Raw genomic sequence first — 16644 nt, forward strand, 5'->3', positions numbered from 1 at the left:
GGCCAAATTTATAACTAATCTGCGTAGCTTTTTAATATGGCTAAAGGTTTTTCAATTACTTATCAGCATTTTTGTAGGGTGACAGTGATTGATCATATCCGCAAAGCATTTCCGCATACCCCCAACGGCCAGCAACTGGAACTGTTTGACCGGCTGCACACTTTTTTGCAAAGCCGCGAAGGCGATGAGTGTTTTATACTGCGGGGTTATGCCGGTACCGGTAAAACTACCATAGTAGGGGCATTGGTAAAAGCGCTTAAGCAGTATAATTACCGCTCGGTGTTGCTGGCGCCTACAGGCCGGGCGGCTAAAGTAATTACCAATTACTCGGGCAAAAAGGCGTTTACTATTCACAAACGCATTTACCGTAAAAAGGCCGCCTTAACGCTTGATGATGGCTTTGCCATTGCCGATAACCTGTCGAGCGATACCTTGTTTATTGTTGATGAGGCATCCATGATCAGCGATGAATCCATAGGTGGCCGGGTTTCATTGTTGTTTGATTTACTCAGGTACGTTTACAACGATAAAAACTGTAAGCTGATGCTGGTTGGCGATACCGCCCAGCTGCCGCCTGTAGGCTCAGATACCAGCCCGGCCCTGAGCGAAAAAATTATGCAGGATAAATTCGGCCTCACTATTTTTAAATATGAACTTACCGATGTACTTCGCCAGCAAAAGGACTCGGGCATTTTATTTAACGCGACTGAAATTCGTGACCTGATCAGGAAAGATGAAGCGGTGGCCCCAAAAATTGTGACCAAAGGCTATAAAGACGTTTTCAGGATGACGGGCGAACGATTGCCCGAAGGACTTGAATACGCCTACCGGAAATACGGCTACGACAGAACACTCATCATCTGCCGGTCGAACAAAAATGCTAACCTGTACAACGGCCAGATCCGCAACCGGATTTTGTACCGGGAAGAGGAGCTAACCGGCGGCGACCAGATTATGATTGTGAAAAACAACTATTTCTGGCTAAAGGATAACGAGGAAAACAGTACCGATTTTATTGCCAACGGAGATATTGCCCGCATCCGTAAAGTGCGCCGAACGGAAGAAATGTACGGTTTCCGTTTTGCCGATGTGCAGATAGAATTTATTGACTACGCCGAAGACCCGGTACTGGATTGTAAAATATTGCTGGATACCCTATATGCCGATTCGCCGGCTTTATCCCAGGAAAACCAGAAAAAGTTTTACGAGGAGGTAATGAAAGACTACGCCCACTTGACCAACAAACGGGCCATGCACAACGAACTGAAGCTAAATCCATACTACAATGCACTGCAAATTAAATTTGCGTATGCCATCACCTGCCATAAAGCCCAGGGCGGGCAGTGGGACGCCGTTTTTGTTGACCAGGGCTACGTAACCGACGAGATGATTAACATGGATTTTCTCCGTTGGTTTTATACTGCCGTTACCCGCGCAACCACTGAGTTATTCCTGGTCAATTTCGATAACCGCTTTTACAAAGTTCCCGAGGTTTTTTAGTCATTAGTCATTCGCTACGCTGTCATTAGTCATTGGTTTTGTCGTTGATCCCTTTGCCTGAAAATCTTTTGTCCAAAAGTCTTTCGTCTTTGTCCAAAACACTATCTTTACTCCATAATCACTTCAACTACATATCAACAAAGAGTAGCCTGATGCCCGGCCTGTTCATACAGGTTCCCGGAAGCGCTGATTTCTCAGCGTAGGTTTTAAACACGTTTCAATTTTTATATTTCTAATCAATCGTAATGAAAATTACAAACTTACCGGCAATGGGCCTATGCTGCATTATTTTATGCGCGTTTGGCCCGGCCAAAGCAAATACAACTATGGATACCCTATCAAATAAACAAAAAGTACTGTCGTTTTATAAGCTGATTGTTGGCCAGCGCAAAGCCGAACTTATCCCCGAATTTGTGCTGGAAAACTACAGGCAGCATAACCCCAAAGCTCCCCAGGGCAGGGCCGGTATTACCGGTATGATCAATTACCTTAAAACCTTGCCTCTGCCTCCCGAAGGGGCTAAATCGCCCATTATAAGGACTATACAGGAGGGTAATATGGTGGTTACCCACCTCGATATTCAATTCATGGGCAAACGGATGGTTGTTATCGATCTGTTCGAACTCGAGAACGGGATGCTGGCCGGGCATTGGGATGCCATCCAGGAAGTACCCGACCAAACCGGACTAACCATCACCGCATCCAACGGAACCGCCGAAATTGATACTACCGCCTCTGCCGAAAATAGCAAGCAGATTGTAAATGCATTTTATCAGGCTATCCTGGATAAAAAGATGCCCGCTGAATTGCTTAAGGTTGATTATACAGAACATGACCCCGCCGTTACCGCTACCGGTAAAGCATTGGACGAATACCTGTTGACCGACCACAACCGCGATATCAAAATTCACCGCGTTATTGCCGAGGGTGATTTTGTTGTGGTTCAATCGCAATTTAAAAGAGGAGGGAAGGGGTTTGTGTTTTACCAGATCTTCAGGGTTGAGGGTGGTAAAATAGCCGAGCACTGGAGCGTAGAGCAGGCTGTACCGGAAGGGGTTGAGGTTGGCGATATGTTTTAAAAGTCCACCAAGTCGTCCCCGATTTATTTCGTTCCATAGGTGTTCTGGAAGAAATAAAAAGGCAGGCTGTGTGCGATTCCTTCCCTGGGGAAAGGGAGGTAGGGGTTAAATCAGGCGTTCAAGTCGCTTTGTCACTTGTCGCTCGGATAAACCCCTCCCTGCCTTTTTTTGCGCTCATTCGGGCCGTATCCTTCAGGGAAAATGCATGTCGTGTTATCGATAAAATGACGGATAGTCTTTAGCCCAAAGTCTTAAGTACCAAGTCAAAAAAAGAAAAAATCAACTTTAGACTTACGACTTAGGTCTGGTGACTTAACACTAATTGGGTTAACATAACTTAACACATTTCAGATAAAATATTTATAAATTATTGATTATTAACAATTTATAAATAAACATGGTTAACACTAAACCGATGGAGAAATTTAGGCGCTTCCAAATACTTGTGTCCGTTGTTGGCAAATACATGTGTCTTTGGTAACTCGATCATTAAGCAGGATCAGCCGATAAAAACAAGTTGTCGTTTGATGCTGATATCGCTCATTCCATTAGCTATTTAGTTGCGTTTGCCCTGCCGCGCCCCTCCCCAAGCAGCTACGTGTACCCATATCTTTTAATGAAAGAAAATTGTCATTTCGAAAGAGCAGCAGGGGCATGAGCGGGAGTGCGAAAGAGAAACTATCTCTTGAGCGTAGCGAAAAATCTTGTACGCCCCGCATCACGATTAGTCGCTTGGAATGCAGGGCGTACAAGATTTCTCCTCACGCCAGCGCTCAAAGGCCCCGCCTGTTCGTTCGAAATGACAACTGGTTTTATTAATTGATAAGATCCAAAAGATGTGGGTACACGGCAGCCCAAGCAGGAATTAAAAATCTTCCGAACATCTATGCAGACAACTCCAATAATTGCGGCCGGACATCAACAAGGGTGAAGAGATGTTGCCGACTTACTTTCTAACGCTATGTTAACCACCATGATCGTCCCATCTTGATTCTTGATTCTAATCTCTTGACTCTCTTCCCGGGCGTTCCCCCCGCTGGTAGAAGCGGCGGTCAGGCTTTCTGTTCCAAGTCCTCGCAGGCCATTGCCCGCACAGCCCACACATGCTGCGGGCTTTTCACGCCAATCCTTAACGTAAGCTACGGGTATGCTAAACCGATTTTTCTGAAATGTTAAATCTTTATTGGTAAGTAGTTGCTAAATCGTTTTTTTGTTGGTATGGAACAATTCAGGTGTTTCTGACATTTTAGGTACAGTCGGGGCAAGCTTATATATATCTTGTTCATTTAAAAAAGAATAAAACTCACTTGCAGCTAATAAATAGCTATAAGGAAGCAGATTTAGTGTTTTTTGCAACTGGTTGCCTATTTCTAGTCCGGTTTTATAATCTTTTACCACCAGTAAATAAGATAAAGACAATATTGAAGTTTCGAATATCGCTTTTTCAAAAGCGGAAATCTCTGATTCGTTTAACACTTTGATCTGCTTTTGGTCCTGGCAATAGGAAAACCTCATTGGATACAGAGCGGAAAAAAAGTTAAGGATATGGTTGAACCAAAAGGCTCCGGTTTCTGCCGAAAATTGTTCAGATGGTAGCGTAAGTGCTATTTTGCTAAGGCAAGTTAAAAAATTATAGGTTTCAAAATCGTTGGTATTGTTAACTAAGGCCCAAGACTTCATAGACTCGAGCGATAAATTCATTAAAATAAGCCAGATAGTAAAAGGCGTTGAGCTTTCTATATTAATGTGATTACGGTGTAAATTCAGTATATTCCTTTTTATCTCTCTTGGTATGCCGTTACCAAATAGCCAAATAAGTAGGTATTGCAAATCGTGGCTTACATCTGTCGGTTCCTTTTCTATCATCGGTTTTCCTGAGATGATTTGCCTCGCCAGTGCAAACTCAATTTTGTTTAAAAAATATATTTCTTCAAAAGAGCTTTCAATCAAATCCCGTTCTTTTCGAAACCTGTTTGAAAACCGGGCCAAAGCATCCTCAGAAATTGTTAAAATAAAGTGGGTATTATCCTGTCCAATAATGCCCTTGATCCCTTTTAATAGTGCATTTAACTCTGCCGGGTCTTCAATTTTATCAAGTTCATCAATGCAGATCACAATTTTTGTATAAACGGAAACTGCCTCCAAGATATAATCGTTAAAATCTGATGTTACCCCCGGTAAAGACAACGGGCGTGTCTGTAATTCTTTTGAACGAGAGAACTTAGCAAGAAATTTAGAAACAGGTAACGATACTTCATTTGCAGAAGATAGTTTTACCTGGTAAATCAACCACTCTAATTTTGCAATAGTTAAACTATACAAATTATCATCATTCGGATACTTTTCGAGGTATTCTATTTTTTTTCTGCAATAATTATAGGTAATGAAAATAAGTAGGCCCATGCAAATTATAATGCCACTAAAGTACATAGGTGTTAAATTATTTTTATTGAACGGCGTGGGAAACGGGTTTAAAATTTCCGGAAATTGAATTTTATTTTTTAAATCGGGAAGTACTTGGTTATTGTTTTCCTTTAGAGAAATAGAATCAGTCTTGTTCTTTAATTTTAAAGAATCGATTATTTTAGTAAGCGCGATGTACTGCCTGTTGTTTTGGATATATCTGCTTGAATCAGCAAAACTGTTTTTAGCTAACGGTTGCAATTTCGTTGTATCGCGCCCATTGCGATATTCTGATAAATAATGGCCCCCTTGTTGTATCCTGTATTTATTGATCTTTATTGACGAATCACTTAATGTATTTTGTTTTGTGACTGTAGCAATTTTTTGTTGAACAAAATTGTATTTAAAAAGGCCCAATAGCATTAGGCATACAATTGCGGTTAAAAAAAACAACGTGAAATTCATAAGCCGGGCACTATTAGCAATTCTTCTGTAAGCTCTTTGTCTTACATTCTCCGCTGATTTTATTTTTTGTTCAAGATTGAGTTTTATGTCCTCGCAAATGCACTGATATATAGTTAGTAGAAACTCTTTGGAATCGTATGCCGTTGGCGAAGGTATAAGGATTGTAAAGTTTTTCTCCGTTTTACATTTTTCAAGGATTTTTAACGCGAGGCTTGACTTTCCTGCACCCCTAACGCCACCAATCCCGATTACCGAAGATGAATTGCTTTGAATTCTTTCAAAAATAGTTTCGGCTTCATCTGTTCGATCAATATAGCTGTATGCGTTTGCACGCATGCTAAGATCGGTTGAAGAGATCTGGATAGGGGCAGCTACGTTTACGTCGGCTTTTACTCTTTTTAATACGTAATTTAAGGATCTTAAAATGAAGGCGAATATTTTCATAACGATTTAATTTTAAAAGTGTTAAGGTTGGTTGTTGATCAATAAATCTACCGAAAAATTATTCAATAAAAAAATTTTACAATACCAAAGCCGTTGTTGGAGTTGTCTCCAACAACTTCGTTTTCGGCGGCAAATTCGTTAAAACGTAAGCCGTATGCCAATCCCTCTTAGGCAATGAGTTACCGATTGATAACGATAACAACAACGGGCAGATGGCTTTGGTTATAACGACGTGGTAACTGGTAACAAGTTTGTTGGAGACAACTCCAACAAAGTGCGGTGAGGAACACCAACAAGGGCGGAGCCCCGTTCATATAACAGCCTCAAAATTAATTTCTTAATTCCTTAGATATACGGCTATGGTGACAGCACCAACAAGGGCGCAGTTAATTAAAAGACAGTAACTTATTCCTATTTTAATAAAAAAAGAATAAATATTGCGTTCAATGATAAAAATATCGTTCCGTTGCTTAATAATTTAACTTAAACAAAACTGTATTTATTCATAAAAACCTAATAGTCAATTTTTTATAAAAATATTTTTTATGATTTATTTGGAATTACTATAAGTGAAAACTAACTTTATAGAACTTAAACTGAAAGTACATGAAATCCCCTTATTTACTCTTTATCAGCCTTGCACTATTTGGGTGTACATCCAAAAACAATGATAATTATGATAGCCCTTTAAAAGCTACTTCGAACATTATGTCAAGGGTAGGATTACCAGACGAGAGTCCTTACTCACAAGTAAAGCAAATAGTAGGAGTCGACCTCGTATCATTTAGATATTATAGTTTAAAGGTAAATAAAAGAAAAATTCTTGGTAACGTTATCCCATACGACAAGATATGGAAAGTTAGTGACTATATTCCATTGCAGCTTTCAGCTACATCCACATTTTTCTTAAATGACAAAGAAGTTAAAATAGGAAAAAAGGATTTATCTGTTTATATAATACCCAAACTGAGTGGCCAATGGACATTGATATTAAATACCGGCGGTCTTAAAAACGGATTACCAGACAACTACGACTCTACTAAAAACGTAGTTCAAATACCGGTTAACCCTGTAGTAGCAAATGAAAACAACGAAAGCTTAAGTGTCGTCTTTTCAAAAAACGAAATCAACAGTGTCGACATTTCAATCAACTGGGATAATTTCAAAATTCCTCTTAAACTAAGATTCGATAACACCAAAGAAATTTTTGCTAACGTTTCCCGGCATCTTAGTAATCATTCGAAAAACAATGAAAAAGTGTCATGGGATGAATACATGGCCCTGGCTAACTTTTGTTATTACTCGAATTTAAAGCTTGAGCAAGGCTTGAGCTGGATTGACTCTTCAATCACTATCGACAAAAATTATTCTAATACACAAAAGAAAGCTCAAATTTTAGCCAAAATGGGTAAATACAATGATGCCCTGTCTTACTATAAACAAGCATATGATTTGCTTAAAAACGATACAAGTTCTAATAAAGAGTTTGGATTAAAGGGAATTAACATGGAGATAGCTGGCTTAGAAAGCTACGTTTCAAAAAATAAAAACAAGTAATATGAAAAAAATAAAAAGAATTGCCACGCTGCTAAGTATAGGACTTACTTCGGTTTTTACTGCAAAAAAGGCGGTAGCGACAACAATTACGGCAAACAATAATATTGCCGATCGTGTAAATAACGTGAGGAACGAATTGAAAAAGAAAGTTGCAGACGGCTCCATTGCAGATTTGGATATTGCAGAAAATTTCAAGACCAATTCATCAATGGAAGGTTGGGGTAATTGGGTTAACTGGACAAATTGGAATAACTGGGCAAATTGGAATAACTGGAATAATTGGAAAGATTGGGCTAAAACCTGGGGCGACTTTTTAAATTCCTAACTTTTACCAGGATGATAGATCTATTGGTAATTCAGCCTACGCCATTTTGTAACATTAACTGCTCCTATTGTTATTTAGCCGACCGTGATAACAAAGACAAGATTAACGAAGATACCATTGGTTTAATTGCGGATAGAGTTATTGAAAGTAAATTATATGATAAAAAAATAACCGTTGTTTGGCATGCCGGCGAACCGATGGTTATCCCGGTTGATTACTTTGCACGCCTGATTGAGATCATTAACAGTAAATTTAAGGCTAACGGTATTGAAACAGAGCATTCGATACAAACAAATGGAACTTTAATCAGCCAAAAATGGTGCGATGTAATCAATAAATTCAATATCAAAATTGGGATAAGTATTGACGGACCTGATTTTATTCATGATCACAACCGGAAAACGAGGAATGGCAAGGGTACTTTTCAATCTGTTATGAAAGGAATAAAATTACTACAGGAAAACAACATCAGATATCATGGAATAGCGGTTATTTCAAAAATCTCATTAATGTTTCCTGAAGAAATTTTTTCATTTTTTTATGACAATGGCTTTTATCATGTTGGCTTAAACATAGAGGAGCTGGAAGGAATTCATACTTCTTCAAGCCTATACAAGGAAGATGAATATTCACAAATCTATACTTTTTACCAGGCGCTGTTTAATAAATATATCAACAGCGATAATAGGATGATTATAAGAGAGTTTGATTATAGCTTGAATTCTATTTTACGCAATCCTAACGTAATGGACATCAGAAAGATTGACATTCAATCACACCAGGTTGTTCCACACGGGATAATTTCAATTGATTATTTAGGAAATTATTCTACTTTTTCGCCTGAGTTGCTTGGTCAAAAAAGTGATGTTTACAATAATTTCATTTGGGGAAATGTCACTGACTCGGGATTTAAAAAACCAAAATGGCGCAAACAATTTAATGCAATCTCAAAAGAAATTTCGTCTGGGGTAAAAAAATGCAAAAAAGAGTGCTCTTTTTTTAGCGTTTGCGGTGGTGGTGCTCCTGCAAATAAGTATTATGAGAATAACTCGTTCAATTCAACCGAAACCAATTACTGCCGGTATACCATTCAGGTACCAACTTCGATAGTACTCTCTTACCTGGAAGAGAAATTGTTTAACTAAGCCAATTATCAAAATGGAACTGCAAATAACCTTTTTGTCAGAAGACAAGGCATCGGCCATAGAGCATACAGCCGGATTGAGAAAAAAAATTAAATTTTATCTACCCGAGGCCGACGTTGAAAAGAATAAAATAAAAGAAGGCGATGCCGGTGCCGAGAGTGAAATTATAAGTATGCTATTAGGTGCTGGATTTGCGGGAAAGCTTTTTGAAATTATAAAAAGCTACATCGTAGCCAAAATAAAAGCTGATGTAGATTTGGCAAAAATTGATGCCAAGAAATCGAAAATTGAAGTCTCGGGCAAAAATGCTCAAGGTGAAGATATCTCCATTGTCATCACATGTGACCCTGAAGATTTAACAAAGTTTAAAGACCTGCTTAAAACAACGTTTAATTGAAAACTTATACACCAAACAATGAAGCCAGAAAATATTTTAGCAGTATTACTTGGCGTATGGAATTATGATAACTTGCCTTCCTTACCTGCAGCACAACGCCACATAAAAAAAATCCACGAAGATCTATCAGGCGATACGGTTGCAATGCCAGTTAATCAAATCTATCCTGAAGACCACTCCTCTTCCCAAGGAAATCCAATAACCATTTTAACAAATATCAACAATTTCATTAAAGGCCAAATTAAAATCAATAATAATATTGAATTGATAATCTTTTACTTTTCTGGCCATGGTTTATTAGATGACCAGGAAGCAAAATACTATTTGTGTGTAAAGGAAACCGACGATGAAACCCTGGGCTTAACTGCTATAGATATAATACTTTTGCTGGATACGCTTTTGGCGCACAAAAAAAAGCTGGTACTTATTCTTGATTCTTGTTTTAGCGAAAACATATTTTCTCAGATTACAGCAAAAAGCCCTGATATTTTTATAATTGCATCGTCAAGGTACAACAAAACGTCGAAATACCCGGTAGGGGATACTTTCTCGGCCTTTTCTGAACGCTTTATTAATTTACTTGAAAATGGAAGTGAAACGTACAAAGACACGGAATATTTAAGTTTAGCTGTTGTTTTTGAAGAATTAAAAAAAGAATTGAAAAGGGATCGTTATCCGGAACCTGTTTCTCTTGATAAAAACAGGTGTAGTGAGATCCCATTTATAAAGAATATAAGATATGAAGATCCGGCTCAACAATATTCTGTTCCAAAAACATCAATTATATCGGCTTTGCGCCAGTATAACCCTGACATTCTTAATCCGGAAGATAGTAAAGAAGCCATCTTAAAAAGCTACCCTATTTTTATTTCTTATTACCTTAAAGATCTGTTTGCAAAGGGGTCGAAAAAAATAAACGATCTCCAATTCTATATTGATTTTTACAAAATCATTATTAAATATTTAAGCTTTATTGCCATTAAGGATTTAAAGGACAGGACACCAAAAAGTATAATCAGAGAAGAGGATAGTGTTGCTTTAAACTGCATATGGAATGAATACCCAACGCACAAACAATATTTTAACATTCTGAAAATTATCTGTATCAATTATGAGCATTTGATAATTAAAGAGTTTAATAAGGATGCCGATTTTTTATCCTCTATTGATAAACTTGAAGAAGCATTGAATAGTGAGAAAGTTGATTTAACCGCTTTCAGAACTAATTTTTTTGAGCTAATTAAAAACCTTGCATTTTTTTGCAGATATAACCTGTACGCGGTGCGAATCATTGAAGTAAGAAAAGGTTATTATGGCCCCCCGGTATACAGACATGAGGTAAGTAATCTTTATGGACAAAGTGAAAGCAAATACGACTTTTCTTTACAATTTCCTATCTACATACACAACGGGGCAATTATATTATACCCCAAAACAGCTCAAAACTTACTTAATGAAACAGAGTATCTTAACCTATGGCCATTGGTAATTGACAGGTTTGGGAACGACAGGGGTAGCGACAAGCCCGAGATACAGTTTTATAGAGGCACTAATAATAGCGGTGCCGATAATAAGAAATTTTATTACGAAAGCACAACGCTAAAGAAAAGCAATATCGAGCAATTGGAATATGCCGATTTATTATCGCTTCCAACGCGCGACGAGTGGGTAGAATATTTAAGGCCTTTTTAATGTTGTTCAAATGCAATCGGCAATTAAATTTTTAGATCCTTACGAGAAGGAAGACATTCAGATCTTTTTTGGAAGACAAAAAGAATCTGAAAATTTATATAATAAAGTTAGGCGATCTGTTATATGCGTTTTATATGGTGTGTCTGGAACAGGCAAAACATCACTGATCCAATGCGGCCTTGCCAATAAATTTGACGAATCTGACTGGATGGATATCACAGTTAGGAGGGGGAGCGACCGTACGATAATGGAGGCTATTTTAGTTAAAATTAAAGAGGAAGTACAAGAAACTCCAAATGATGCATCGCCGGAAAATATACTAAATGGATTAAAAACAATTTACAAGGAATACTACAGACCATTATACCTTATTTTCGATCAGTTTGAAGAACTATTCATAAATGGAGATAATAGGGAAAGATATGATTTTAAAGAGTTTTTAAAACTTTTATATGCTGAACAGGAAAGGTTTGTTACAATCATCCTGGTATTGCGAGATGAGTTTTATTCAAAACTGAACTTCCTTAAACCTGAGGTACCCAACATTTTCAACAATAGTATTGAATTGGAAAGGATAAGTGAAGATGACATCAAGGATGTAATTACCAATATTTTTGCTTCAAGCAAAGTGACCTGCACTAATGAGAATAAAATTATCGATAACATTATAGCCAATGCAATTGACCCTGAAACAAAAAAAATAGAGCTTCCTTATTTGCAAGTCTACTTGCAGAAAATATTTGACAAAATAAATAAGGACAGAGGGTCGGCAGAATCTTACTTTACTTTATCAATCGAAGATCTGCCTAAAAATATCAGCTTTAGAGATGCGCTTGGAGACTTCCTGGATGAAGAGGTTAGTAAGTTATTGACAGATGGATCGGGATTCTCAGATGAAGATGTTTGGGAAATGCTTAAACTTTTGATTACTCCGGAAGGAACAAAAAGAAGTTTGTCATTACAAAGTATTATAAAGCAATCTACTATTCCTGAGAAGGGGATTAAAGTTCCCACTCTATTAAGTAGACTCAAGGATTCCAGAATATTGCGTTTAAAATATGATTTGTACGAACTAAAACATGATAGCCTTGCAGCAAAAATTGCTTCAAAGTGGTCTGAAGATGAGAAATTAATAAATAAGATAACAAAAATTGTTATTGATACTTATGCGCTTGAAAATCAACTAACTAAGGATCAGCTTTACTTGGTCAATATTTACAAAGACAAACTCAGATTTGATGATGCCGATAAAGTTAAATATTTTAAATACATAGACGAGTGCAATGCAGTTTTTGAGAAAGAAGAGAGCGATAAAAATAGCCGATTAGAAACGGAAATAACACTAAGAGAACTTGCTGAAAAAAATGCCGAAAAAGCGATTAATGAACGTAACAAAGCCCGTATCTTGTTAGGTTTACTTTTACTTATTTTCGTTATATTCTTTTGGGTTTCAATGTATTCCTTTAAGAATTTTAATGAGAACTTTCAAATTAAGGTTGAACGTTCGGCCGGTTATTATAAGCTAAACAAGTTTTGCGAGTCGTATAATACACTTCACGATTTGCAAAATTCATTCTCTTATGTTTTCTTAAATAAATCTCACAAAAAAACGTTGGATTCAATGCTTGAAAATAAGATATACTTTTCACGTATTGATACTAATTATTACGGAAACGATCCAAGAAATCTTTTTCAATCCCGATTTGACAATTTATCTGTCATTTTACATCGCAATAAAACAGATGATTACAATGTGAACATTTATGAGAAAAATGTATTGGTTAATAACGACAATGGTGTTTTAGTACCGAAAATATTTAAACACAATAATATTATCGTATATCTTACAAAAAAGGGAATTGTAGTATTTAATGCAGATAATAAAATAAAAAAAATATTGGCACATGACGGATTTGATATAACTAAGGTCAACATTGCTGTATTATTTAATTTAGACGGGAAGTCTTTTTACGTGGAAAAAACAACTTATCAGAAAATGACATCCAATTTTAAAGATCCAAATAAAGGGAGCAATACCCCGCCGACCGCGACAGTAACATATTCATTATATAACATAGACCAAGCAACAAATTCGCAACCTCTTATTAAATCATCAGCTATAAGTAAAGACCATTTCTTTTATAACAATAGTAAAAAAATAGTGTATTTTGATACCACAAAAAACGAAGTTTCAATTGAAGATCTTGCGCATAAAAAATCACCTGAAGTAACTTATCAAAATATTGTGGGAGCTTATACGGCTACTGCTATGAATCACTTGCTTCTTAAAAAGAAGAATGGTACTTTAATGATACTTAACTTATTAAAAAACACCAAAGATTCTGTGAAGAAAGTAGACATAAAAAAGTCTATAACTGTTTCAAAAGATTATAGTTCCATTCCGTTGAATGATGATAAAACTATAATCATCTACGATTTCAAAAAAGATTCGATCATAAAAAAAATCCTCATACCAGATTGTCATAATTTAAAAATTTCGCCCAATGGTAAATTAATAGTGTACTTAGATAAAATAGGCTTGCCTCATATAAAGGACGTCTTAACTAAAACCACTTTATTTCTTCCTAAAGAAATCGCATTTAAGGGAAGCAATCTTGATTATTTTGTTACCAACTCTTCAATCACCTTTGTAGATGAAGTTTATACAACTGAAGATGACAAGAAAGCACCTACTTCACCAAATGCATGCTTTATAACTATTTTTATCATTAACGGCAAAGGTACCGCAACTGATAATTATCAATTGAAGATGTCAAATAAAATAACAGCGCCCGATAATTGGCAGATAGATTATACTAAACTTAAGGATAATCAAAACGATCCGGGGTATCTGTTTTTTCAAAATGTATCGGGTAAAATCGTTCTAAAATCTTCAATTAACTTAAATCAGAAAGCCTTTACTGAAAATTACTTAGATAGCGTTTTTTCTATACGTCATCGGTAACAATTTCAGCGGCACCACAATCTCTTGATCCTCTAAGCCACCAATTAACTGCATGCATCCGCCCTACATAAAATCTATTGATGGCTTAAGGGCGATTGCAGCTTTAATGGTCGTTTTTTTTCATAGTCCGATTCCTATCTTTCAGTTTCAATTTGGCTGGGCCGGTGTAAACATTTTTTTTATCTTATCTGGTTTTTTAATTTCCAGGATACTGGTGGCGTCGAAAAATAGTGACTTTAAAACCTTCCTAAAGAACTTTTATATGCGACGGGTTTTGAGAGTTTTTCCATTATATTTTCTCTATTTAGGCGTAGCTTTTTTGGGGCTTATCGCCTTGAACAGTCTTTTAAAGGGCGATGATGAAAATATAAAACAAGGACTTGCCGATTTGCGTGCTAATTATCCTTTCTTTTTAAGTTACACCTACAATTTTGAAGCAATCTTTCATTATTTATATCAAGGTACTACCTTTTTTCAATCAACCTTTACCGGGCATCTCTGGACGCTATCTGTAGAAGAACAATTTTATTGTATATTCCCGCTGATAATTTACTTTCTGCCTTTAGAATATTTAAAAAGGGGGTGCATAATATCAATTTTGCTGATACCTTGTTTAAGATTATTTTCGGTTTTATATTTAAACAATCATATTCACTCCAGTTTTGTAATAGGCAACGTATTAAATTATTTTACTGTTTTTCAGTTAGATACTTTTGCAATAGGCATATATATAGCCTTATTTGATACAAGTCATATTTTAAAGTGGTGGCCTTTTATTGTACTTATCTCAACATTAGTTTTTTTATCAGTAGGGATTTATCATCTTACATCATTGGAAAACAATGAGCTATCAATTAGTTCATTCGGATTTGATGAACCAGTTTTTCAATTTAGCTATCGTCCGCCATCGAGCCAAATTTTAGCTAATCGATATTTTTACTCGATTCCTATTTTAAATTTGCTTTTTGGGCTTGGGTTGCTATTATTAATAAGAAAGAACATTGCTGGTAAATTTATGTCCAATAAATATTTGAGATATATTGGAAAGATTTCTTATGGAATCTATATCTACCATTTAGGCTTTTCCTATGTGTTTTTAAAACTTTCAGAACAACTCTTAAAGCATGGTATCCAACAAGTCAGTTGGGAGCTACAAACCTTTTTTATGCTCATTTATTTGAGTTTACTCATATTACTTGCTGGCATAAGTTACAAATACTTCGAAATCAAGTTTCTCTCTTTTAAAAAGAACTTTATTTACAATCATAAACTGGTTCCACCGGGTAAAACATAATAATTACTGGGTTCGCTCACTTGTGAGTTATTAACGAAATGTAACATAGAACAGAGGTCAGCGGTCACTCACACCTTAACAAAGACCTGCGTTAAAAATTGCAACTAAACCACACTGTTGGATCAAGCGATTTACATATGGGAGACGCACGTGATGCATATCTACAAAAAAATAATAACGCGGGGCACCAATTAATTTAAGCCCTTTTAAAGTTTCCTTAACGATACAAACAACTCCGCCTGTAATTTCCAGCTGCCATCAATTTTACGCCACATGGCCGAGTAATTGCCGCCTTTGCTGTAGGAGTTTATGGCTGTCCAGGTGCCGGTTTCCCAGGCCATGGTGCCGTTATCGCCTACGGTAATGGTTACCGGAGTACGTACGTAAGCAACGGTTTTGTTGATTTTAAATAGCTGTTTCCAGCCTGCGGCTATGCTATCTTTGCCGGTGGTGGTAATTCCCCTGCCTATGGTTTGCACAAAATCGGGTAGCCAGTATTTGGATATGCCGTCAACATCGTGTTTGGCAATGGCATTATTAGATGCTGCTCTTGAGGCTTTAATAATTTCTACATCTGCTTTATAATCTGTTTGTTTAAAAGCAAACAGTGCGCTTAATAACAATAGAAGGGGTAATTTAAACAGGAACAACATAGCTGATATGGTTAATAGGTGTTTGGTACAAGTTAGTTATTATCCCTGTTATAACGCTTAATTTTTGTACTTTAATGAAGCAGTTTGGTTTAGGCAAACATTGGCATTGAACGCCGGCCACGACTCACCCCGGCTACGCTGCGCTGGCCGACCCTCTCTCCGGCTGCGCCGCATAGAGGGTGAACCTCATTTTTTTTACTCTTTCTTGCCCCTCTATGCGGCGCAGTCGGAGAGAGGGGCAGACGGGCGCAGCCTCGTCGGGGTGAGTCGATTCGCCGACATGCGATATACGTCACTTTCCCTCTTGAACTTCGCGAAATTTACAACTAACCATGGCAAGTTCGGTTTTCCTGTCATCCTGAGTATCTATCAGGTAAAACCTGAAAAAAAATGTTATGACGCGCGACTGATATAGTTAAACGAATGCAATAAACTACCGTCATTGCGAGGCACGAAGCAATCCCGAACTATGTGGGACTTAGCATGTAGGGGATTGCTTCGTGCCTCGCAATGACGGATATTTAATACTGACAGTCAGTAACTTACAAGTGTGTCATTATAAGGTACGAAGGATCTATCAGCTGTGCATGACCGATAGAAAAGTCGGCGAATAGATCCTTCGTGCCTTAGGATGACAGTTTATTTATTTTTGAATGTCATTCCACTATACCAGCCGTCGGATTTTACAACTCAGCTTACCCTTAAGCAACTTTAAAATAGCCTTA

General features: G+C 37.0%; 11 protein-coding genes. 9 read left to right on the forward strand and 2 right to left on the reverse strand.

Going from position 1 to position 16644, the window contains the following annotated elements; genetic code table 11:
• Window positions 1–36: 36 nt before the first annotated feature.
• Both FSB76_RS28625 and FSB76_RS28630 read left to right on the forward strand, forming a co-directional pair.
• Entirely contained in the window at window positions 37–1500 is a 1464-nt protein-coding gene (locus FSB76_RS28625; protein ID WP_090646885.1) for an ATP-dependent DNA helicase, read from the forward strand.
• Window positions 1501–1745: 245 nt separating this feature from the next.
• Window positions 1746–2579, forward strand: a complete 834-nt coding sequence (locus FSB76_RS28630) for a nuclear transport factor 2 family protein (RefSeq protein ID WP_147059600.1) — start codon at window positions 1746–1748, stop codon at window positions 2577–2579.
• A gap of 1197 nt (window positions 2580–3776) precedes the next feature.
• Here FSB76_RS28630 and FSB76_RS28635 read toward each other — a convergent pair.
• Window positions 3777–5891 (reverse strand): P-loop NTPase fold protein, encoded by a 2115-nt coding sequence (locus tag FSB76_RS28635; protein ID WP_147059602.1) that lies wholly within the window; start codon window positions 5889–5891, stop codon window positions 3777–3779.
• A gap of 606 nt (window positions 5892–6497) precedes the next feature.
• Between FSB76_RS28635 and FSB76_RS28640 the strand changes: the two genes are divergently transcribed.
• Genes FSB76_RS28640 through FSB76_RS28670 form a run of 7 tightly spaced genes read left to right on the forward strand, consistent with a single transcriptional unit; the run spans window position 6498 to window position 15266 of the window.
• Window positions 6498–7448 carry a DUF2911 domain-containing protein gene (locus tag FSB76_RS28640; RefSeq protein WP_147059604.1) on the forward strand — a complete coding sequence of 317 codons (951 nt, stop codon included), beginning with the start codon at window positions 6498–6500 and terminating at the stop codon, window positions 7446–7448.
• Window position 7449: 1 nt separating this feature from the next.
• Window positions 7450–7773, forward strand: coding sequence for a hypothetical protein (locus tag FSB76_RS28645; protein ID WP_147059606.1), 324 nt, complete (start codon window positions 7450–7452; stop codon window positions 7771–7773).
• Between the two features lie 11 nt (window positions 7774–7784).
• On the forward strand, window positions 7785–8918 hold the full coding sequence (grrM, locus tag FSB76_RS28650) for a cyclophane-forming radical SAM/SPASM peptide maturase GrrM/OscB (RefSeq protein ID WP_147059608.1): 1134 nt from the start codon (window positions 7785–7787) through the stop codon (window positions 8916–8918).
• Window positions 8919–8931: 13 nt separating this feature from the next.
• A complete protein-coding gene (locus tag FSB76_RS28655; RefSeq protein ID WP_147059609.1) occupies window positions 8932–9315 on the forward strand; it encodes a hypothetical protein in 384 nt (127 codons plus the stop codon).
• 18 nt (window positions 9316–9333) lie between these two features.
• Window positions 9334–11007: a caspase family protein gene (locus FSB76_RS28660; protein ID WP_147059611.1), complete on the forward strand. Its 1674-nt coding sequence runs from the start codon at window positions 9334–9336 to the stop codon at window positions 11005–11007.
• Window positions 11008–11017: 10 nt separating this feature from the next.
• A complete protein-coding gene (locus FSB76_RS28665; protein WP_147059614.1) occupies window positions 11018–13972 on the forward strand; it encodes an nSTAND1 domain-containing NTPase in 2955 nt (984 codons plus the stop codon).
• Window positions 13973–14024: 52 nt separating this feature from the next.
• Entirely contained in the window at window positions 14025–15266 is a 1242-nt protein-coding gene (locus tag FSB76_RS28670) for an acyltransferase family protein (protein WP_147059616.1), read from the forward strand.
• Between the two features lie 206 nt (window positions 15267–15472).
• Here the strand turns inward: FSB76_RS28670 and FSB76_RS28675 are convergent, their stop codons facing one another.
• Complete coding sequence (locus FSB76_RS28675) at window positions 15473–15919, reverse strand: YybH family protein (RefSeq protein ID WP_147059618.1); 447 nt, start codon at window positions 15917–15919, stop codon at window positions 15473–15475.
• Window positions 15920–16644 lie beyond the last annotated feature (725 nt).

The sequence above is a fragment of the Mucilaginibacter ginsenosidivorax genome (assembly GCF_007971525.1).
In the GTDB taxonomy this organism is placed as follows: Bacteria; Bacteroidota; Bacteroidia; order Sphingobacteriales; family Sphingobacteriaceae; genus Mucilaginibacter; species Mucilaginibacter ginsenosidivorax.

Bases quoted from the DNA above. Each gene is read 5' to 3' on its own strand.
- FSB76_RS28625 (WP_090646885.1), top strand. From the start codon at position 37: ATGGCTAAAGGTTTTTCAATTACTTATCAGCATTTTTGTAGGGTGACA.
- FSB76_RS28630 (WP_147059600.1), top strand. From the start codon at position 1,746: ATGAAAATTACAAACTTACCGGCAATGGGCCTATGCTGCATTATTTTA.
- FSB76_RS28635 (WP_147059602.1), bottom strand. From the start codon at position 5,891: ATGAAAATATTCGCCTTCATTTTAAGATCCTTAAATTACGTATTAAAA.
- FSB76_RS28640 (WP_147059604.1), top strand. From the start codon at position 6,498: ATGAAATCCCCTTATTTACTCTTTATCAGCCTTGCACTATTTGGGTGT.
- FSB76_RS28645 (WP_147059606.1), top strand. From the start codon at position 7,450: ATGAAAAAAATAAAAAGAATTGCCACGCTGCTAAGTATAGGACTTACT.
- grrM (WP_147059608.1), top strand. From the start codon at position 7,785: ATGATAGATCTATTGGTAATTCAGCCTACGCCATTTTGTAACATTAAC.
- FSB76_RS28655 (WP_147059609.1), top strand. From the start codon at position 8,932: ATGGAACTGCAAATAACCTTTTTGTCAGAAGACAAGGCATCGGCCATA.
- FSB76_RS28660 (WP_147059611.1), top strand. From the start codon at position 9,334: ATGAAGCCAGAAAATATTTTAGCAGTATTACTTGGCGTATGGAATTAT.
- FSB76_RS28665 (WP_147059614.1), top strand. From the start codon at position 11,018: ATGCAATCGGCAATTAAATTTTTAGATCCTTACGAGAAGGAAGACATT.
- FSB76_RS28670 (WP_147059616.1), top strand. From the start codon at position 14,025: ATGCATCCGCCCTACATAAAATCTATTGATGGCTTAAGGGCGATTGCA.
- FSB76_RS28675 (WP_147059618.1), bottom strand. From the start codon at position 15,919: ATGTTGTTCCTGTTTAAATTACCCCTTCTATTGTTATTAAGCGCACTG.